Origin of the sequence: Micromonospora acroterricola (assembly GCF_003172955.1) — a bacterium.
GTDB lineage: Bacteria > Actinomycetota > Actinomycetes > Mycobacteriales > Micromonosporaceae > Micromonospora > Micromonospora acroterricola.
Genome location: NZ_QGKR01000149.1, coordinates 45,177 through 64,676 on the forward strand (window position 1 = coordinate 45,177; position 19,500 = coordinate 64,676).

Annotated in this window: 18 protein-coding genes and 1 pseudogene; 9 read left to right on the forward strand and 10 right to left on the reverse strand. The window is 71.0% G+C overall.

The window, feature by feature from the left end:
• Positions 1 to 11: 11 nt before the first annotated feature.
• The 3 genes from DKT68_RS07820 to DKT68_RS07830 all read right to left on the reverse strand — a co-directional run bounded on the left by DKT68_RS07820 (position 12) and on the right by DKT68_RS07830 (position 3,411).
• Entirely contained in the window at positions 12 to 1,160 is a 1,149-nt protein-coding gene (locus tag DKT68_RS07820; protein ID WP_109816739.1) for a zinc-dependent alcohol dehydrogenase, read from the reverse strand.
• A gap of 251 nt (positions 1,161 to 1,411) precedes the next feature.
• Positions 1,412 to 2,041 carry a VOC family protein gene (locus tag DKT68_RS07825; protein WP_109816813.1) on the reverse strand — a complete coding sequence of 210 codons (630 nt, stop codon included), beginning with the start codon at positions 2,039 to 2,041 and terminating at the stop codon, positions 1,412 to 1,414.
• A gap of 179 nt (positions 2,042 to 2,220) precedes the next feature.
• Positions 2,221 to 3,411: an MFS transporter gene (locus DKT68_RS07830; protein ID WP_109816740.1), complete on the reverse strand. Its 1,191-nt coding sequence runs from the start codon at positions 3,409 to 3,411 to the stop codon at positions 2,221 to 2,223.
• A 180-nt stretch (positions 3,412 to 3,591) separates the two neighbouring features.
• Here DKT68_RS07830 and DKT68_RS07835 point away from each other — a divergent pair, with 180 nt between their 5' ends.
• Positions 3,592 to 4,302 (forward strand): DNA alkylation repair protein, encoded by a 711-nt coding sequence (locus DKT68_RS07835; protein WP_109816741.1) that lies wholly within the window; start codon positions 3,592 to 3,594, stop codon positions 4,300 to 4,302.
• A gap of 2 nt (positions 4,303 to 4,304) precedes the next feature.
• On the opposite strand, the gene DKT68_RS07840 is transcribed toward DKT68_RS07835, so the two are convergent.
• On the reverse strand, positions 4,305 to 5,129 hold the full coding sequence (locus DKT68_RS07840) for an SAM-dependent methyltransferase (protein ID WP_109816814.1): 825 nt from the start codon (positions 5,127 to 5,129) through the stop codon (positions 4,305 to 4,307).
• Positions 5,130 to 5,347: 218 nt separating this feature from the next.
• Positions 5,348 to 6,103 (reverse strand): helix-turn-helix domain-containing protein, encoded by a 756-nt coding sequence (locus tag DKT68_RS07845; protein ID WP_109816742.1) that lies wholly within the window; start codon positions 6,101 to 6,103, stop codon positions 5,348 to 5,350.
• 223 nt (positions 6,104 to 6,326) lie between these two features.
• On the opposite strand from DKT68_RS07845, the gene DKT68_RS07850 reads away from it, so the two are divergent.
• The 3 genes from DKT68_RS07850 to DKT68_RS07860 all read left to right on the forward strand — a co-directional run bounded on the left by DKT68_RS07850 (position 6,327) and on the right by DKT68_RS07860 (position 8,749).
• On the forward strand, positions 6,327 to 6,992 hold the full coding sequence (locus tag DKT68_RS07850; RefSeq protein ID WP_109816743.1) for a DUF4097 family beta strand repeat-containing protein: 666 nt from the start codon (positions 6,327 to 6,329) through the stop codon (positions 6,990 to 6,992).
• Between the two features lie 106 nt (positions 6,993 to 7,098).
• Positions 7,099 to 7,902, forward strand: coding sequence for an alpha/beta fold hydrolase (locus DKT68_RS07855; RefSeq protein ID WP_109816744.1), 804 nt, complete (start codon positions 7,099 to 7,101; stop codon positions 7,900 to 7,902).
• A gap of 244 nt (positions 7,903 to 8,146) precedes the next feature.
• Positions 8,147 to 8,749 carry a hypothetical protein gene (locus DKT68_RS07860; protein WP_109816745.1) on the forward strand — a complete coding sequence of 201 codons (603 nt, stop codon included), beginning with the start codon at positions 8,147 to 8,149 and terminating at the stop codon, positions 8,747 to 8,749.
• Between the two features lie 39 nt (positions 8,750 to 8,788).
• Here DKT68_RS07860 and bla read toward each other — a convergent pair whose 3' ends face one another.
• Entirely contained in the window at positions 8,789 to 9,715 is a 927-nt protein-coding gene (bla, locus tag DKT68_RS07865) for a class A beta-lactamase (RefSeq protein ID WP_201748943.1), read from the reverse strand.
• A gap of 82 nt (positions 9,716 to 9,797) precedes the next feature.
• Between bla and DKT68_RS07870 the strand changes: the two genes are divergently transcribed.
• Both DKT68_RS07870 and DKT68_RS07875 read left to right on the forward strand, forming a co-directional pair.
• Positions 9,798 to 10,685 carry a LysR family transcriptional regulator gene (locus DKT68_RS07870; RefSeq protein ID WP_109816746.1) on the forward strand — a complete coding sequence of 296 codons (888 nt, stop codon included), beginning with the start codon at positions 9,798 to 9,800 and terminating at the stop codon, positions 10,683 to 10,685.
• On the forward strand, positions 10,682 to 11,587 hold the full coding sequence (locus tag DKT68_RS07875; RefSeq protein WP_109816747.1) for a serine hydrolase: 906 nt from the start codon (positions 10,682 to 10,684) through the stop codon (positions 11,585 to 11,587). Before DKT68_RS07870 ends, DKT68_RS07875 begins: the two co-directional genes overlap by 4 nt.
• Before the next feature lie 84 nt (positions 11,588 to 11,671).
• Here DKT68_RS07875 and DKT68_RS07880 read toward each other — a convergent pair whose 3' ends face one another.
• Complete coding sequence (locus DKT68_RS07880) at positions 11,672 to 12,286, reverse strand: dihydrofolate reductase family protein (protein WP_109816748.1); 615 nt, start codon at positions 12,284 to 12,286, stop codon at positions 11,672 to 11,674.
• 272 nt (positions 12,287 to 12,558) lie between these two features.
• On the opposite strand from DKT68_RS07880, the gene DKT68_RS07885 reads away from it, so the two are divergent.
• Positions 12,559 to 13,815 carry an MFS transporter gene (locus DKT68_RS07885; protein ID WP_236646789.1) on the forward strand — a complete coding sequence of 419 codons (1,257 nt, stop codon included), beginning with the start codon at positions 12,559 to 12,561 and terminating at the stop codon, positions 13,813 to 13,815.
• On the opposite strand, the pseudogene DKT68_RS07890 reads toward DKT68_RS07885, so the two are convergent.
• Positions 13,793 to 14,938: pseudogene (locus DKT68_RS07890) on the reverse strand (RNA polymerase sigma factor). The gene DKT68_RS07885 and the pseudogene DKT68_RS07890 sit on opposite strands and share 23 nt — an antisense overlap.
• A gap of 8 nt (positions 14,939 to 14,946) precedes the next feature.
• Positions 14,947 to 15,354 carry a YciI family protein gene (locus DKT68_RS07895; protein ID WP_109816750.1) on the reverse strand — a complete coding sequence of 136 codons (408 nt, stop codon included), beginning with the start codon at positions 15,352 to 15,354 and terminating at the stop codon, positions 14,947 to 14,949.
• A 255-nt stretch (positions 15,355 to 15,609) separates the two neighbouring features.
• Here DKT68_RS07895 and DKT68_RS07900 point away from each other — a divergent pair, with 255 nt between their 5' ends.
• Positions 15,610 to 16,323: a hypothetical protein gene (locus DKT68_RS07900; protein WP_109816751.1), complete on the forward strand. Its 714-nt coding sequence runs from the start codon at positions 15,610 to 15,612 to the stop codon at positions 16,321 to 16,323.
• A 497-nt stretch (positions 16,324 to 16,820) separates the two neighbouring features.
• Positions 16,821 to 17,849, forward strand: coding sequence for a glycoside hydrolase family 11 protein (locus DKT68_RS07905; RefSeq protein WP_109816752.1), 1,029 nt, complete (start codon positions 16,821 to 16,823; stop codon positions 17,847 to 17,849).
• Positions 17,850 to 18,030: 181 nt separating this feature from the next.
• Here the strand turns inward: DKT68_RS07905 and DKT68_RS07910 are convergent, their stop codons facing one another.
• The gene (locus DKT68_RS07910) at positions 18,031 to 19,422 is read right to left on the reverse strand and encodes a serine/threonine-protein kinase (protein ID WP_236646780.1); all 1,392 of its coding nucleotides are present in this window, start codon (positions 19,420 to 19,422) and stop codon (positions 18,031 to 18,033) included.
• Positions 19,423 to 19,500 lie beyond the last annotated feature (78 nt).

A 19,500-nucleotide genomic window follows, 5' to 3' on the forward strand; every position in this document is an offset into this window, starting at 1 on the left:
CTCCCGGTCGGTCAGGCGGCGTTCGGGACGATGATCGGCTTGATGCAGCCGTCGAGCTTGGCGGAGAAGATGTGGTAGGCCTCGGCGATGTGCTCCAGCGGGATCCGGTGGGTCACGATGTCACTGGGCTTGAGGTAGCCGTTGCGAATGTGCTCGAACAGGCGCGGCCACTGCCGCTTCACCGGGCACTGGTTCATCCGCAGGGTCAGCCCCTTGTTCAGCGCGTCGCCGAACTTGACGGCGCTGAACATCGGCCCGTACGCGCCCATCACCGAGATCGTGCCGCCCTTGCGTACCGAGTCGATCGCCCAGTTGAGCGCGACCGGAGAGCCGCCCTGCAGCTTCAGCTTCGCGGCGGTGACGTGCTGGAGGAAGTTGCCGTCCGCCTCCGCCCCGACGGCGTCGATGGCCACGTCGGCGCCCAGGTGGTCGGTGATCTTCTTCATGTGGACGACGATGTCGTCGTACTCCGCGAAGTTGTAGGTCTCGGCGTGGGCGAACGACGCCGCCTTCTCCAGCCGGTAGTCGAGGTGGTCGATGACGATGACCCGGCCGGCACCCATCAGCCAGGCCGACTTCGCGGCGTACAGACCGACCGGTCCGGCCCCGAAGACCACGACCACGTCACCTTCGACGATGTCGCCGAGCTGCGCGCCGAAGTAGCCGGTGGCGAGCGCGTCGGTGAGCATGACGGCGTCGTCGTCGTCCATCCACTCGGGAATCGGGCTCGGGCCGACGTCGGCGAACGGCACCCGGACGAACTCGGCCTGGCCGCCGTCGTAGCCGCCGCAGGTGTGCGAGTAGCCGTAGATCCCGCCCACGGCCGTGGCGTTGGGGTTGACGTTGTGGCAGTTGCTGAACAGCCCCCGGGCGCAGAAGAAGCACGACCCGCAGTACACGTTGAAGGGAACCATCACCCGGTCGCCCGGCTTGACGTTCCGCACCGACGGGCCCACCTCGTCGACCACGCCGATGAACTCGTGACCGAAGGTCATCCCGACCCGGGTGTCGGGCATCATCCCGTGGTAGAGGTGCAGGTCCGACCCGCAGATCGCGGCGCGCGTCACCCGCACGATCGCGTCGTTGGGATGCTCGATGGCGGGACGGTCCTTCTCCTCCACGCGCACCCGGTACGGGCCGCGGTAGACCATTGCTCGCATTCCTGCCTCCTGCACCAGCGCGCTCCGGACAATCGCCCCGGCACCGTCCGAAGCACTGGTCTCCCTACCCCCGCGATGGGGAGGCAAACGCGAGCCCTCCGGGGTCGGTAACGTCCCGGCGGCCAGCGGAGGACCTGCTGTTCGGCCACGACGAGCACGTCGGCGACGACCATGACGGCGGTGACTGGTGGACTACCGTGCCGGAGGTCTGGCACCTCCCCGACAAGGTCGAGCGCCTCGGGCCGGCAGGCTCACTCGGGCGGCTTAGCCCCCGACTGCTCGCTCACCATGTACGTCGCGTACCAGTCGGGCCAGTTCGGGTCGCTCGCGCCGGTGCGCTTCTCGTGCTCGCCGTGGGCGTCGGCCGCGCGTCGCAGCGCGCTCGCGAGGTCGCTCGCGGAGCCGAAGGACGTCAGGCCGCCCTCGATGCGCCCGGGAAGCCGGGTCGTGATCTCCTGCATCAGCCAGGTGTTGCCGTCCGGGTCGCGGAACACCGCGCGCGAGAAGTAGCTGCGCCGCTCGGGGTCCAGCCCGTCGACCGGCCCGTCCGGGCCGGCGTGGAAGATGTCGCCCACCTCGACGCCGGCGGAGACCAGGGTGTCGCGGGCCTCCTCGACGTCGGACACGATCAGGTACGCCATGGCCGAACCGGGCGCCGCCGACGTCAGTTCCGGGCCGAACTGCACGGAACAGCCGGAGCCGTGCGGCGTGAACTGGACCACGCCAGGCGGTGTCCGGTCGAGCCGCCACCCGAGGCGTGCGTAGAACTCCTTGGCCCGGTCGACATCCGACACCGGAACGACGATCACCTCGAGCTTCACGTCGAGGCTCTCGGGACTCGACATCCGACTCGCGTCGCCCTGGGCGTCCTTCGGGCTCATCGCGGCCTCCCTGGATTGAGTACGGCTGACGCGCTTGCCGGCGTACTCGTGGAATTCCTCGGCGGCGGGCCGCGACGCGGCCGAACCCACCGGAGCGGCCCGCACGCCACCGCTCCCCCGAGCGCCGTCCGATCACCACGCTACTGGTTGGGTCCCGGTTGGGTTCCTCGTTCCCCGCATCAGCCGGGGGCCATCCTCGTGGCCCTGCGCAACCCGAGCAGGGCCACGAGCGCGAGGAGGATGACGGCGACGGAGTACTCGTCGGCGGTCCGGGGCAGGCCGCCGGCGTAGACCACGAGGAAGCCGGCGATCACCGTGGGGAGGCCGAAGCCGACGTAGCAGACGAGATAGAGCAGGGAGAGCACGCTGGCGCGTTCGTGCGCCTCGACAAGCGGCATGATCGTCTTGAGGCTGCCCTGGAAACCGCCGCCGAAGCCGACGCCGCCGAGCGCGAGGCCGACGAAGAACCCGGGGACGGACTGGGCCATGACCGACACCAGCGTGACGAGCATGCCCAGGATGAGAGCGACGATCCCGGTCAGGATCACGGTCTTCGCGGCGGTGTTGCGCATCAGCAGGACGGCGATGGACCCGAAGAGGGCGAACACGAAGAGGACGAGACCGCCGACCACGATCGACGTGTTCATGAGGCTGCGCACGAGCGCCGGGCCGAGCGCCCCGAAGAAGCCGGCCAACGCCCAGACCGCGAACAGCACCGGGACGACGACCAGTACCGGCTCGCGCACGGAGCGGGGCAGCTTGATGTCCGGACGCAGGCTGCGCCGCGCGCCCGCCATCGGTGTGACCGTCTCCGGCATCAGCGCGACCCCGACGGCCTGGATCAGCAGGATCACGAGAAGGACGACGTACACCAGCCGTGTCGGCGCGGGCAGGAACTGGATGAGCAGCGCCGAGAGCAGGGCGCCGCTGCCGGTCCCGATGCCCGGGGCGATCGAGTTCGCGAGCGTGCCGCGGGCGCGGTCGATGTCGAGCATGGCGGCACCGACGGCGCCGGTGGCGGCACCGGCCGCGAGCCCCTGCACGAGGCGGGCGGCCAGCAGCGTGGGTACGCCGTTGGCGAAGACGAAGACGATCAGCGAGACCATCTGCACCGCGATCGCGACGGCCAGGACCGGACGCCGACCGACATGATCGGACAATTTGCCGAACGTGAGCAGCGACGCCAGCACCGCGAGGGCGTAGACGGCGAACACCACGGTGGTCGTGACCGGCGAGAAGTGCCAGCGCTCCTGGTAGATCCCGTAGAGCGGGGTCGGGGCCGCCGACGCGGCCAGGAACGACACGAGAATCGACGCGAGCAGCACCAGGGATGGCCCCGGTGCGAGTCGTGGCCGCCCCGCGATGTGCATGTCGGTGCTCCTCCACTGCGCTGGAAGCGGTCGAACCCGGCCACTCCGCTGGCGGGAAGGCCGCCGACGGCGTACCCGGTGTGCTCCGTCGCATGCGGGCGGGACGGCACGGGTGCTGAATCAGCCAGCAGCTCCGCCGCAGCACCGTCGACACCGACAGTCGCGGTAGGTTGCACAGTCATGGCCACGACCGCCGACGTCCGTCACGACCTCGCCAGCCTCGCCGATCCGCGGCGGGCCGAGGGATCGAGCCGGTTTCTGCAGATGGTTCCCGGCGGGTACGGCGAGGGCGACCGAACCATCGGTGTCTCCGTGCCGGACCAGCGCAGGGTGGCCGCCCGGCACTGGCGGGACCTGTCCCTGGCCGAGACGACGAAGCTGCTGACCAGCAGCGTGCACGAGGAGAGGCTGACCTCGCTGTTCATCCTGGTGCGGAAGTTCACCGGGGCGGACGAGGAGGAACGGGGCCGGATCTTCCGCATCATCCTGGCCAACACCGACCGCATCAACAACTGGGACCTGGTGGACTCCTCCGCGCCGTACATCGTCGGGCCCTGGCTGATGGACAGGGACCGCGGCGTCCTGGACCGGTTGGCCGCGTCGGGCGTGGTGTGGGAGCGGCGCATCGCCATCATGGCGACGTTCGCCTTCATCAGGGCAGGTGACTTCCACTGGACCTTCCGCCTCAGCGAACAGCTCCTGCGCGACCCGCACGACCTGGTCCACAAGGCGGTGGGCTGGATGCTGCGCGAGGTGGGCAACCGTGACAGAGCGGCGGAGGAGGAGTTCCTGGCCCGGCATTACCGGGTCATGCCGCGGGTCATGCTGCGGTACGCGATCGAGAAGTTCGAACCGCAGCGACGCGGAGAGTATCTGTCCGGCGTCGTCTAGTGTCAGTGCTTGCGGCCCACCCCGCCGAAGGCGTCGATGTCGGCGGGGGTGTCGACCGCGTCGTCGGGCCGCCATTGCGGGCACGGTACGACGCCCGGCTCCACCACTTCCAGGCCCTCGAAGAATCCGGCGATCTGCTCGGGCGAGCGCAGCGTGTACGGCGCCGCCCCGGTGTCGTTGTAGTCGTCCTGCGCCTGTTGCATCTCGGGGCTGATCAGGCTGGTGCCGTCGTTGAGCGAGAGGTAACTGCCCGTGGGCAGCGGCGCCAGCAGCTGCCGCGTGAGCGACCGGGCCGTCTCGTAGTCGGGCACGTGGCCCATGACGCCGCTGAGGATGAGCCCGATCGGCTGCTGGAAGTCCAGCGTCCTGCCGGCCTCGGCGATGACCGCGGCCGGGTCGCGCAAATCCGCGTCGATGTAGGCGGTCTGACCCTCGGCCGTGCTGACCAGCAGCGCACGGGCGTGGACCAGCACCAGCGGGTCGCTGTCGACGTAGACGATCCGCGCGTCCGGCACGATCCGCTGCGCCACCTCATGGGTGTTGTTGGCCGTCGGCAGCCCCGTGCCGACGTCGAGGAACTGGCGGACGCCCGCCTCGCCGGCGAGGAACGTGATCGAGCGGACCAGGAACTGCCGGGAAGCACGGGCGACGTCGACGACGCCGGGGAAGACCTGCCGGTACTGGTCGCCGGCCTCGCGGTCGACCGCGAAGTTGTCCTTGCCGCCGAGCCAGTAGTTCCAGATCCGCGCCGAATGCGGCACCGACGTGTCGATCTTCTGCTGCACGTCGACCTCGCCAGCCTCAGGCCGGCCGGCCTGCGAGTCCATGGTCACGACGACCCCCCGTTCCGACTGCGTACACGAAATGTGGTCACGGACCGCCCTGTCGGGGAAGCAGCCGCCCGCGACCGTGCCACGGTATAGAAGCCGGAGAATCCGCGCTACCCGCCCGACCGGTCCGCCTGTCCGCCGTGGAGCGACTCGATTCGATCGGCATCCGGATCGGGTTGACGGACCCCGGCGAGGGCGCCACCGGCTGCAGCCGTCTATCCGTGATCCGAGCGTGGCGTGGCCGTGCCGCCCGAGGTCGTGTCGGGTTTCGTGTGGAGGATCTCGCGGGCCTGCTCCGCGGCGCGGGTGATGCTTTCGCCGACGAAGTCGACGAAGCGGGCGATGTTCTCCAGGCGGGCGGCGGCCGGGGTGTCGGGGCCGAGGATCCCGACACCCTGCCGGGCGGTCTGGGCGAGCTGGGCGTTGGCTCGGGCGGCGGCGATCATCGACTGGTACCAGACGTCGTCGTCGACGAGGTAGCGCTCGCGGCGCCGTTCGTCGCGTTCCCGGCGGACGAGGCCCTGACTTTCGAGGAACGCGACCGCTTTGGAAATCGACGCCGGGCTGACCTGGAGGCGCTGAACGAGTTCGGATGCGGTGAGGCTGCCGGCGTCGACGGTGAAGAGGCAGGTCAGCACCCGGGACATCATCGTGGGCAGGCCCTGTTGCATCAGGAGCGTCGTGAACGTCTCCTCGTACTCGCGCACGGCCTCGGCGTCGCGTCCGTGGGCCTGCGACGACGCCTGCGACGTGCGGGGGGCGGTCTGCCTGCGCCGGTGGGCGCGGCGTTCGGTGGCGCGATGGGCCAGGTCGGCGCGGTACGCGGTGGGGCCGCCGTTGCGCATCACCTCACGGGTGATGGTCGAGGTGGGGCGGTCCAGACGCCGGGCGATCTCGGCGTAGGCGAGCCCGTCGGCCACCCCCAGCGCGATCTGCTGGCGTTCCTGCTGGGTGAGTCTGCCTCCCGGCACCGCGATCTCCCTTCACGCTTCCCTGGCACCTCCAGCATAGCGTTCACTCGCCATCCAATGCAACGACCGTGCTGTTGACGTTGCGTTAGAAACGGAGCCGTTGCAACGATTATGGGCGGGTTACCTGCAGTTACACCTGTTTCAAGCAACAGACTCGTTGCCGGATTGTGGAACGCAACGTAGCGTTTCGGCTATCAGAAACAAGCGCAGCGAGGAGAGCACGATGCAGAAGTTCGACACCCCCACCCCGATCTCCGCCGTCCTGGACATCCCCGCGGGGCGCGTCCAGTTCATCGCCGCCGACCGGGCCGACACCATGGTCGAGGTCCTGCCCGCGGACGCCTCCAAGGGCCGCGACGTGAAGGTGGCGGAGCGCACCACGGTCGAGTACGGCGACGGCGTCCTGCGGATCCGGACCTCGGCGAAGAACCAGATCCTCGGAAGCTCCGGATCTGTCGAGGTGACGGTCCAGATGCCCGTCGGTTCCCGGGTGACGGTGAAGGCGGCCAGCGCCGAGTTCCGGGCCGTCGGACGGTTCGGCGACGTCGCCTTCGACGGCGCGCACGGCGCGATCAAGATCGACGAGGCCGCGAGCGTCCGCCTCACCACCGCCGCCGGTGACGTCTCGATCGGCCGCCTCAACGGCCCCGCGGAGATCAGCACCGCGAAGGGCGACATCCGCATCGCCGAGGCCGTGCGCGGGACGCTCGTGCTGCGCACCCAGATGGGCGACGTGTCGGTCGGCGCCGCCGCCGGAGTGTCCGCCTCCCTGGACGCCGGCACCACCCTCGGCCGGATCCACAACGCACTCAAGAACGCCGACGGCGCCGCCGACCTGACCATCCACGCGACCACCGCCCACGGCGACATCGACGCCCGCAGCCTCTGAACGAGCACCCGTCGCGACGAACCCGACCATCGCGGTTGCACGAGTCCTACGGCGACATCACCGTCCACCGCTCCTGATCCACCTCAGCCCCCGGGAAAGGGAAACCATGAGCATCGAACAATCCGCCTGGACCGGCATGGTGTCGGTTGACGACACGGCCCTGGCGGTGACCGACACCGGCGGTTCCGGTATCCCTGTGCTCTACCTCAATGGCCAGTTCGCCACCCAGGGATACTGGCGGCGGGTCATCGCCGAACTGGGGACGGGGTGGCGGCACATCACCTACGACGAGCGGGCCCGCGGCAGGAAGTCGAAGCCCTCGGCGGACTATTCCTTCGAGGCCGCTGTCCGTGATGTCGATGCCGTCCTCGCGGCCAGGGGCGTGGACCGGGCGCTGCTGGTGGGCTGGTCCTACGGGGCGTTCGTCGGGGCGCACTGGGCCAGCCGGAATCCCGACCGCACCCTGGGCGCGGTCCTGGTCGACGGCGCGTTCCCGTACGACTGGCTCGACGAGGCCATGGAGCAGCGGATCCGGAAGATGTTCCGGCGGATGGGCTGGTTCATGCCGCTGCTGCGCCCGACGGGCCTGACCCCGCGGATGACCGCCCAACAGCAGGCGGACAGCAACATCGAGGTCGGCAGGATCTCCCGGGAGCGCGAGCTGGGCCCCGTGCTGGACAGAATCACCGTCCCGGCGCGGTATGTGGTCGCTTCGGGGACGTCCTTTGGAAGCAAGGGTGATGAGCAGGAGCGGATCCGCGCCGGCCTCGACGCGGTGACCGCCCGCAACCCGAACATCAGGATCAGCGCGAAGGTCGCCAGCAACCACGGTGCGATCCTGAAGAAGGACTTCGCGGCCGTCGCCGAGGCGGTACGCGAGGTCGCCGCCCTCGACCGTACGGGTCGCTGAGGGGCATGGCCGGCGGGGCCCACCGCCACCGCCCGGCCGAGGGCGGCGTACACCGACACCCCGTCGGCGTACGCCGCCCGTCGGCGTACGCCAGCGACGCCCGTCCCCCGGCGCCGGCGCGACCACGGCTGCGTCAGCTCCCTCCCGGAACGGAGTCGGCTCCCGCCACCGAGGGAGGTGACCGGTGTCGCGTACCGGCAGCGTGGAACCCGACGGCGACACCGGTCGCCACGAGGGAGGACCGATGAGGAAGACATTCCGGGGACTGGGTACGGCGGCGGTCGTGGTCACGGCGACGCTGGTCGCCGTGCCGGGCGCCAGCGCCACCCCGCACGCGCCGAAAACGGCCAGCGTCGGAGGGGCCGGTGAGGTCCGGTTGACGTTCGCGCCCGACCGCGACGTGCGCAGCTTCACCTTCGACGCGCGCGCCACCCCGTACACCCGACCGATGCCCGGCGCGCCCCACGGCCTGCCCACCGACGCGACCGGCACGGTCCGGGTCGCCCACCGGGTCGCGGCGGACGGCGTCACCGTCCGCTTCGCGGCCCGCGTCGACTGCCTGGTCACGGCCGCGCGGACCGCGACGCTCACCGCCGTGGTCACCGAGGCCGACGCGCCGGCGGCGGGCCTGGTCGGTCGCCGGCTCGGCTTCAGCGTGTACGACGGACCGGGCGGCGACCGGGTCGGCTTCTCGTGGGCGGTGGTCAACGCCGACCAGGGACCCGATGGCCAGTGGCGCGAGGGCACAGTCGGCACCTGCATGGCGCCGGCGCCCTTCGCCCCGGTCACCGACGGCGACTACGTCGTGCGGCACGCCGAGCTGTCGCCGCCCCCGACGGACAGCTGACCCGCCAGCGGCGCTGACCGGGGAGGAACGCCGACCCGGTCAGCGCACCGTCGCGACGACGACCTTGGTCGCCTCGGCGATCAGCGGATCGGCGGAGGACGCGTCCGGTACGCCGCGATCCGACTGGATGGCGATGATGAGGGGGCTGCCGGTGGGGGGCCAGACGACGGCGATGTCGTTGCGGGTGCCGTATCCGCCGCTGCCGGTCTTGTCGCCGACCTTCCAGTCGGAGGGGACACCGGCCCGGATGTACGGGCCGCCGGTCGTGTTGCCGATCAGCAGGTCGGTCAGCTTCAGCCGCCTGGCCTTCGGCAGGACATCACCGAGGGCGAACGTGCGCAGATCGGTGCCGAGCGCCCGCGGGGTGCTGGTGTCCCGGTCGTCGCCCGGGACGGCTTCGTTGAGCGTTGGTTCGTTCCGGTTGATGTTCGTGGTCCGGTCCTCGATCTTCCGTAGTTCACCTTGCAGTCCCTTCGGACCACCGATCTCGTTCAGCAGGAGGTTGGCGGCAGTGTTGTCGCTGTACCGCACCGCGGCGGCGATGAGGTCCTCGACCGGCATTCCCGTGGCCACGTGCTGGGACGTGATCGGCGCGTGTTCCAGCAGGTCGGCTTCGGTGTACGTCACGACGCGCCGCAGGTCTTCGTCGGACAGGCGGCGGAGCAGCACCGCAGCCAGCAGGGCCTTGAACGTCGACGCGTGCGCGAAGCGCTCGTCCGCGCGGTGGGTGACCGTGCGACCGGTTCCCGTGTCGATCGCGTAGACGCCCAGGCGGGCGCCGAACCGGCGTTCGAGCTCGCCGAACTGGCGGTCCGCGGAGGCCGACACCGCAACGGCCGACGGGGACGCGGGACCTGACGGGGCCGGCGGAGGGTTGGCGACGTCCGCGCCGCACCCGCTCAGCAACGCGGCGGCGAGGACGAGTGGGAGGGCCAGGACGGCAGGACGCCGGATAGCAGGAATCATGGCTTCGAGCTTGCGGGCCTGGACTCATGCGGTCAAAGACGCCAACAGGGGTTTCCATGCTGTTCCGGCATAACATGAGGTCGTGGACTTGATCGAAGCCTGCCGGGTGTTCGTGCACGTCGGCGAACGAGGAAGCTTCACGCTCGGCGCCGCGGCCGCCCGGGTGCCGCAGCCCGTGGCGAGCCGGCGTATCGCCGCCCTCGAGAAGCGGTTCGGTGAGAGGCTGTTCGACCGGGCCGCCCGGCGTGCGGTCCTGACCGCGTTCGGGCGCGACATGGTGGCGCCGGCGAAACGGCTGGTGCAACTCGCGGACGCATTGGAGGACGACGTCGAGAAGGCGAAGCTCCGACCACTCGCCGTCGCCGTGCCCGAGACCTGCCCGGTCCGGCAGTTGGCGTTGCTGGATGCGGCCGCACGCGAGGTGGGCACGATCCTTGACTTCCGACACGCCGGCCCGTCGGCTCGCGCCGACCTGCTCAGGTCCGGCGAGGTGCGGGTGGCGCTCGTCGCGCTCCCGCCGGACGAGGCGACCTGGGTGGCGCCGCTCGGCCTGGCCTCGGCCCGCGACGACGGCGCGGAACCCCTGCACATCGAGACGCTGAGGCCGGGCCGGGCGCAACGCTCGTCCCGGCGGATCTGGATCCAGCCCGAGGACGACGTCGCGCACGTCCGGGACCGGCTGGTCCAGATCGGCCATCGCGCCGCGCTGGCCCCCGCGCAGATAGCGGTCGCCGCGACGCTCACCGCCGCGGTGTCCGACGTGGTCCGGACGAACAACCTGCTGCTGTGCCCGGCCGCCCAGGCAGACGAGCTGGAGCTGTACTGGCGTCCGGTGGCCGGCGACCCCGTCGCGCGCGGCTACGGGGTCTCCGCCGTGGCCGGTGGCGACGCCGATCAGCTCCGCGGCGGGCTCGGCGCCCAGGTCGGACGCTGCCTGGCCGCTTCCGCAGGCTCCGGTGAGCCGCGATGACCACCGCTGAACGGCTCGTCCAGGCCCTGCGCCGACGGCTGACCGGCGCCGGCCTGTCCGGCTCGTTCCTCGTGCGGGACCTGGCCAGCGGGGCCGAGATCGGCATCGCGCCCGATCTCGTCTACCCGATCGCCTCGCTGGTCAAGGTGCCACTCGCCACCGCCGTGCTCGCCCGCGTCGAGGACGGACACATCGACGGCGCCAGGATGATAGACGTCGAACCGGGTCGGGTCGAGACAGCCGGTCCGACGGGGCTGACCAAGTTCCGTCATCCTGCCCGGATCGCCGTGGACGACCTGCTGTACCTCAGCACCGCGATCAGCGACAACGTTGCCGCCGACGCGCTGTTCGCCCTGGTCCCGCCCGCCGAGGTCAACCGCGCCGTGCGTGACGCGGGGATCTCCGGCATCGCCGTCCGGCACCTGCTGCGCGACCTCATCGAGACACCCGCCGAACGTTTCGAGCCCCGCGACGTACACCTCGCGCACTCCCTGGCGATCGGCTCGGGGACCTCCGGGCGTGGACACGCCGTGCCGCAGCTGGACGTGAGCCGCGCCAACGTCGGCACCGCCCGGGCCTTCGTCGATCTCCTCGAAGCGCTGTGGGTCCCGTCGCGGATCGCTGCCGGTGTCGCCGCCCGGATGCGGTCGCTCATGGGCGACAACGTCGTACGGCACCGCCTCACGCCCGACTTCAGCTCGGACGCGTCGAGATGGTCCGCGAAGACGGGCACCCTGCTCAATCTGCGACACGAGGTCGGTGTGGTCGAGCACGACGACGGCGGAGTGTTCGCCGTCGCCGCGCTGACCGAGTCCGTCGTGCCGGCCGCGGTCCAGCCGGCAGCCGAGGCGGCGATGGGCGAGGTCGCCCGCGCCCTGCACGACCACCTCCGAGCACACTGAACCGGTTTCGCGAGCGGCCCCGCGTGGCTGCCGGCCGGGTCGGCTCCGGCCGCCGCGCCGGAACGGGATCGGCCAGCGCGGCCCCTACTGACCTTCGGGCACGTACTCCTTGACCTCGTCGTAGCCGACCGTGGCAGGTGCCGCGGTCGGCGAGTAGATCACGCGGATCACGCCCGTCGGGTACGCCTCCGTCGCCGTCATCTTCAGGTGGTACGGCGCGTCGCCCTCGTCGAACAACCTGCGGCCCTTACGCGCCGCGACCGGATGCACCAGCAGGCGCAGCTCGTCGACCAGCCCCGCGGCGAGCAACTGCTGCACCACGGAGATCGACCCGGGGATGAGGACGCCTCTGACGCCGGCATCGGCCTTGAGAGCGGTGACGGCATCGAGGAGATCGCCCTCGATCAGCTCGGAGTTGCGCCAGGAGAACTCCAGCGGCTGGCGCGAGACGACCACCTTGCGAATGTCGCCGAGTTGCTTGGCGAACGGCGCGTCCTCCCCACCCGCCGCCTCACGCTCGGGCCATGCGCCGGCGAAGCTGTCGTAGGTCTCACGGCCAATGAGCAGCACGTCAGCGGTGTCATAGTCCTCGGTGACGGCTCGACCCATGTTCTCGTCGAAGTACGGGAAGTGCCAGTCCGGATCGATCTCGGCCACACCGTCGGCCGAGATGAACAACGTGGAGATGACCTTTGCCATCAGGGTGATCCCTTCGAGTCAGGTGCTGTCGACAGGTAGACCGGCGCATCATCCCAAACTCATCGGCCAGCCACAGGTCCGTCGCGATGGAGGATCGGGCGTTTCGAGGTCGTTGCGGTGAATCGAAATAGGACCCGAACGCAGGTGGCGGCACTGAGCGTGGTGTACGCCCACCCGCACGTGCGTCCACTCTGCGTCCGGGGCGGCGCAAGAGCGAGTGGACCAGTCGCACGTGTTTCGACACAGTGGGCGGGTACCACGGGATCGTGCAGATGACCGTGGTGCGCTATGTGGCTGCCGCGATCCTGGCACGCGGGGCGGATGCGGGAGCCGCGGTCGGGTTCGTCCTGCTGGCCGCCGTCACACCGGATGTGCCGCGTCCGTCGCTGGTCGGGGCGCTACTGGTCACCTGCCTGACCGCGCCCCACCTGCTCGGGCCCGTCCTGGCCCGGCGCCTCGACCGGTCCCGGGACGGCCGGCGACTGATCGCCGCGATCTGTGTTTCGTACGGCCTGTTGGTCGCAGCGGCGGCGCTCGGCTTAGGACGGCTGCCGGTTGTGGCGGTTGCCGTGCTGGCGGCTGCTGCCGGTGTGTGCGGGCCCCTGCTGACCGGCGGATTGAGCAGCCGGCTCGCGGGCCTGGTGCGCTCGGACGAACGCGCCCAGCGTCGCGCGCAAGGGTTGGACTCGCTCAGCTACGGCGTCGGCGGCACCGCCGGCCCGGCCGCGGTGGCGTTGCTGGCCGCGTTGACGGGCGCGCGTACGTCGATGCTGGTTCTCGCGGCCGCGGCGATCGTCGCCGGGATGCTCGTCCGTACGCTGCCGGCCAGCGGGGACTCCGTGGCGCCGGAGCGGGTGCTCTCCGTACGCGAGGCATTGCGGTTGATCGTGGCTACCGGACCGTTGCGCAGGGTCATGTACACGACGGTCGTCGTTGCCATCCCCGGTGGGGCTGTCGCCGTCCTCGCCGTCGCGCTCGGCCACGAACTGCACGTCGACGCGGGTACGGCCGGGCTACTCGTCGCCGGGTTCGGTCTCGGCAACCTGGTCGGCTCGCTGGCGGTGACCGCTCGACCACTGCTCGGCGAGCCGGAGAAGCTGGTCACCGGCACGGCCGGACTGGTGGGGATCGCGCTGGCGCTGTGCGCGCTGGCGCCCAGCTTCAGTCTGGCGCTGGCTGCCTTCGCGCTGGTCGGGGCCCTGAACGCGCCGTTCTTCACGGCCACGCTGGCGTCCCGGGCGCAGTACTCGCCGCCGGAGGCGCGGGCCCAGGTGTTCGTGTCCATGGCCGCGATCAAAGTGGGGGCGGCTTCGGCCGGCACGGCTGCGGCGGGAGCCCTGCTGGGACCGGGCCCGCGAGTTCTGCTGGTCATCGGCGCGGCCATGATCCTCGTTACCGCCGCAGTCAGCCTCATCGACCGTCGGCACCAGCGCGCCACTGTCCCGCTGCGGGGCGCCGGATCACACGCACACTCTCGTGCACCCGCGAAGACTCCCGGGCCACCGGTCAGCGACTCCGGCGGGTGTTGAGACGGGCGGCCTGGCGCGTCAGGTGGTCGCGTTCGGCGAGGTTGGGCGCCTTCCGGGCCGCCTCGGCGTACAGCCGTGCCGCCGTCGCCAGGTCGCCGTCGCGCTCATGGAGGTACGCGGCCACCGCCGTGTGGCGGGGCAGTGCGCCGTCCAGCGCCGCGAGCGCCGCCAGGCCCGCACGCGGTCCGTCGGCCTCGCCGACGGCCACCGCGCGGTTGAGCCGGACGACCGGGCTGTCGGTGAGGCGCGCCAGCTCGTCGTACCACTCGACGATCTGCACCCAGTCGGTCTCCTCGGCGGTGGGCGCGTCGGCGTGGAGTGCCGCGATGGCGGCCTGGGCCTGAAACTCGCCCAGGCGGTCGCGGGCGAGGGCCGCCTGCAGGATCTCGACGCCCTCGGCGATCGACGTGGTGTCCCATCGACCGCGGTCCTGCTGGGCGAGCGGCACCAGGCTTCCGTCGGGCGCGGTCCGGGTGGCGCGCCGGGCGTGGTGGAGCAGCATGAGGGCGAGCAGTCCCGCCACCTCGGGGTGGTCGATCGCGGCCGCGAGCTGCCGGGTGAGCCGGATGGCCTCGGCCGCGAGGTCGACATCGCCGGATTAGCCCTCGTTGAAGACCAGGTAGAGGACGCGCAGGACGGTCGCGACGTCGCCGGGCTGGTTGAACCGCACGCCGGAGACGGTGCGCTTGGCCCGGCTGATGCGCTGCGCCATGGTCGCCTCGGGCACGAGGTAGGCCTGGGCTATCTGGCGGGTAGTCAGCCCGCCGACGGCGCGCAGCGTGAGCGCGACCGCGGACGACGGCGTCAGCGACGGGTGGGCGCACAGGAAGTAGAGCTGGAGCGTGTCGTCCACCGCGGGCGTGGGCCCGGGCGCCGGCTCCTCGTCGACGAGGTCCTCACGCCGGCGCCGGGCGGCGTCGGCCCGGGTCGCGTCGAGGAACCGGCGCCAGGCCACGGTGACCAGCCAGCCCTTCGCGTCCCGCGGCTGGTCGGCCGGCCAGACGCGGACCGCCTCGACCAGCGCGTCCTGCACGGCGTCCTCGGCCGCCGCGAAGTCGGCTCCGCGGCGGACGAGGATCCCGAGCACGCTCGGCGTGAGGCTCCGGAGCAGGGCTTCGTTCACCGGAGAGGTCACTCCGTGATGGTGGGCGGCTCGGTCAGGAAGGGGCGCAGCTCGAGCCACTCGTGGATCGGCTTCCCGCCCGCTCCGGGGGCGGCCGACAGTTCGCCGGCCAGCTCGACGGCGCGCTGGTAGCTGTCGACGTCGATCACCATCCAGCCGGCGATGAGATCCTTGGTCTCGGCGAACGGGCCGTCGGTGACCGGTGGGCGCCCCTCGCCGTCGTACTGGACGAACGTCCCCTCGGGGGCGAGCGCCTGGCTGTCGACGAACTCGCCGGTCTCCTCCAGCCGGGCCGCGAAGTCGCGCATGTACTGCATGTGCGCCGAGATCTCCTCCGGCGTCCACTGGTCCATGGGGACGTCGTTGACCGCGGTCGGAGCGCCGCGGTAGTGCTTGAGCAGCAGGTACTTCGCCATCGGTGTTCTCCTCGGTGCTGGTGCGACCCATTCTGGTCACGTTTCACCTCGGGGACGGAGCCGGTCACCGGTTCTCGACATCGCCGTGGGAATTCTGTCGGCCAGTTCGAGAATCTCGGTCGTGGGCGCGTCGCCGCGCCGTCCGGTGCACCGCCATCGAGGTCGGAGATCGGTCAGCCACCCCATCGCCGTACGAGGGAGGTCCGCGCACTAGCATTGCCGCGGTCCGGGACGGCTCTGCTGAAACGAGGCGAAATGCGGTGGCTCCGGCGGTTGCTGGGCGGCGGACGTGTCCAGCTCGATGAGGGGCGGCAGCAGGCGCTGCTACAGGACGTCCAGTACCGGTACGGCCCCCGAGCGTCGATCCCCTTCTCGGAGCAGGTCGAGGCGGTCACCGGGGTCCTCAACGGCGACGACGGTCTGGTGGTGGCGGCCCGGATCGTGAGCCAGGTCGCCGACGAGGCCCACGCGGACCTGCAGGCCCAGGCCCACGCGATACACCAACGGACGGGCCGGCGGCTCCTGGTGCACCGCCGGAACTACCGGCCGCTGTGGAAGGAGGCCGGCCCGGCCCTGCGGTGGCCACTGTTCGCGCTGCCGTGCGGCTTCCACCCGTACGCGCAGGTGGCCGCCGCCGTCGCGGTGGTCGGGAACCAGGCGTCCCGGCTTGACCGGGTGACCGACCCGAACCCGCTCCTGACCCGCGTTTTCGAGGTGCTGGACCTCACCGTCGCCGGCTGGGAGTACGGCCGGGTGCGGGTGGACACCGACGGCGCCGCCCTGGTCGATCGACTGATCTCGAGCGCCGCTCAGGTCCTCGCGGCCATGGACGACCCGCCCCGGCTGCCCCCTGCCGTCCGTGAGCTGATGCGTCGCAACAACACCCTCGCCGTGCACGCGCCGACCGGCCCTCAGGCGGTGGGTGGGATCAACCTGGGCGCGACGATGCGCGAGCGTCTCCTGGCCTGAAGGCACCGCGGCGGGACCAGGCGCAACGAGTACGTCCGCCAGATCGGGGCCGGCGGTGGGCACGCCGGCCGCCTGGTCGCCTGACCGTGGTCCGGAAATGCTCCGGAAATTTCGGCGACACCCACCCGGATCCTGATCCGTCGATGGACGGTCCGATCTGATCACCCCCGATCCCGATCGACCAGGTTAAGTCTTCTGGCCAGGATGAACGCCTTCCTGCCGCGAACCGGCCGTCCAGGCGAGGTTGCCAGAACGTTTCCGAAAATTGTTGACAAGGCGACGGGCGGCTCAATACGGTCGCCATCGACGGAGCTCAATCGCCGTCACTGCCATCCACAGCGACCCACTCCTCCGGTCGTTCGTGCAGGACGACCGGCCAACCACCACCGCGTGCTACGACGCCGACTGCCGGCGGCCGTCACCTGGCCACCGACAGCCCCCCGGGTCGTACCGCGCTGCTGGCCTCCCGCCAGCCGTCCCGAGGAGGAAGCGAGCACATGAGCGACAACAACCACACCCCCACCAGAGCGAGAAGACGCGGCCGGACACGGCTGCTCCTCGGCGCCGCCTGTGCCGCGGTGATGGCCATCGGCAGCACGATGGTGGCCACCAACGCGTACGCCGAAGCCGACCGGACCGTCAGCTCGAACACCACCGGCACGCACAACGGGTTTTTCTTCTCGTTCTGGAAGGACAGCGGCAACGCCAGCATGACGTTGCGCGCGGACGGCCGGTACTCCAGCCAGTGGGGCAGCGGCACCAACAACTGGGTCGGCGGCAAGGGTTGGGCCACCGGCAGCCGAAGGACGATCAGCTACTCGGGCACCTACAGCCCGAACGGCAACAGCTACCTGGCCCTGTACGGATGGACGCGGAACCCGCTCATCGAGTACTACGTCGTGGAGAACTTCGGCACCTACAACCCGAGCACCGGCGCCACCCGGGTGGGCTCCGTCACCAGCGACGGTGGCACCTACGACCTCTACCGCACCCAGCGGGTCAACCAGCCGTCCATCGACGGCATCGCCACGTTCTACCAGTACTGGAGCGTCCGCCAGCAGAAGCGCACGGGTGGCACCATCACCACCGCCAACCACTTCGACGCCTGGGCCCGCGCCGGCTTGAACCTCGGCACCAACCACAGCTACCAGATCATCGCCACCGAGGGCTACCAGAGCAGCGGGAGCTCCGACATCACCGTCCGGGAGGGTGGTGGCGGCAACCCCGGTCCCGGGCCCACCACCGGCAACCCGCCAGGAACCGGCAACTGCACCGCGACGCTGTCCGCCGGCCAGCAGTGGAGCGACCGGTTCAACCTCAACGTCGCGGTCAGCGGCGCCAGCAACTGGGTCGTCACACTCGGCCTGGGCGGCGGCCAGAGCGTGCAGAACAGCTGGAGCGCCTCCGTCAGCGGCACGAGCGGAACCGTCACCGCCAGACCCAACGGCAGCGGCAACAACTTCGGGCTGACGATCATGGCCAACGGCAACTGGACCTGGCCGACGGTCACCTGCCGGACCGGCTGACCCCGACCAATTCCTGACACCGCACCTGTGGCGCGGCGGCCTCGGCCGCCGCGCCACACCGGGTCCGCACAAGCCCGGCACCATCCCCGGCCGGCGGGCCGGCGATCCTCAGGCCGGATCCGCCCGGGGCACGCGCCGAGGCAGGCGCCGCTGTCCGCGACGTGGCCTGCGCCAGCGTCGACTAGCCCCGGGGCGTTGCGGTCCCTCCGGCTGCCGATTCCTCGACCGTTGGCTCCGCCGTCGGGCCCTCCGTCGGCTCCTCCGTCGGCTCCTCGGTCGGCTCCACGGTCGGTGCCACCGTCGTATCGTCCGTCGGCGCTACCGTCGGTTCCGGGGAGGCGCTCTCCGACGTGGTGGGACCGGGTGCGCCCACACTGCTCCCGCCGGACGGCGTGGGCCGGGCTGTCGTCCTCTCCCCTGCCGACCGGGTGGCCGTCGGGGCAGGAGATCCGGGCGCCCGCACCGGCACACTGGCAGAACCGCGGGTTTCCGGCTCGCCGCCACCGCCGCCAGGGCCGGGTCCAGGTCCAGGGCCAGGTCCAGGTCCGTCCTGAGATGGCGACACGGCAGGGGGGACCGCGGGGGGCACCGACGGTCGCCCGGTCGGGCCGGGCATCATCCCGGTGGGATCAGCGAGCACCAGGACGGCACCGGCGGCGGCCAACGATCCGAGAAGCACCGCGAGCGTCGTACGGTGACGACTGACGGCCCGGCTCCGCGCACCGCCGACGGTCGACCGCCGGGTCGCCAGGAGCGCGGTTCGCGCCCCGGCGGAGGTCGCCCCGGTAGCGGCCTTCACCTGCCCGTCGGACGAGTCCGCGAGGGCCTGCGCCGCGGCGGCCATGGCCGCCGCCGTCGGGAACCGGTCAGCGGGCTCCTTGGCCATCGCGGTGGCCACCAACTGCCGCACCTCCGCCGGGACGCCTTCGGGCAGCGGCGGCGGGTTCTCTTCGAGGTGCTGCAGCGCCACGGCGACGGCGTTGTCACCCTGGTACGGGGGTCGACCGGCGAGGCAGTGGTAGATGACGGCACCCAGCGCGTAGATGTCGATCGCCGAGGTGGTCTCGTTCCTGGACACCTGCTCGGGTGCCATGTACAGGGCCGTGCCGACGACCTGGTTCGTTCCGGTCAGGCTCGCCGCCTCCTGGGTGACGGCAACACCGAAGTCAACGAGTACGACGTGCCCGTCGGGCTCGATGATCAGATTGTTGGGCTTGACGTCACGGTGCACCACGCCGGCGTCGTGCGCGGCCTGCAGGGCGCGGGCGGTCTGCGCGGCGATCGACAGCGTCTCGGCGACGTCCAGTTGGCCGACCTCGGCGATCCGCTCCGACAGGGGCTGGCCCTGCACGCATTCCATCACGATGTAGGCGAGGACCGGCGCTCCGTGCCGGGACATCTCGCCGTAGTCGTAGACCTGGGCGACACCCGGGTGGCGCAGTGCCGCCATCGCGCGTGCCTCGCGGCGGAACCGTTCGCCGAAGCCCGCGTCGGTGACCAGTCGGGGGTGCAGCATCTTGACGGCCACGCAGCGGTCCAGCGTTTCGTCGACCGCCCGCCACACATCGCCCATACCGCCACTGGCGATGCTTTCGGCCAGACGGTAACGGTCTCCGACGAGTTGCCCCACACTCGGCATGAAACTTCCGGT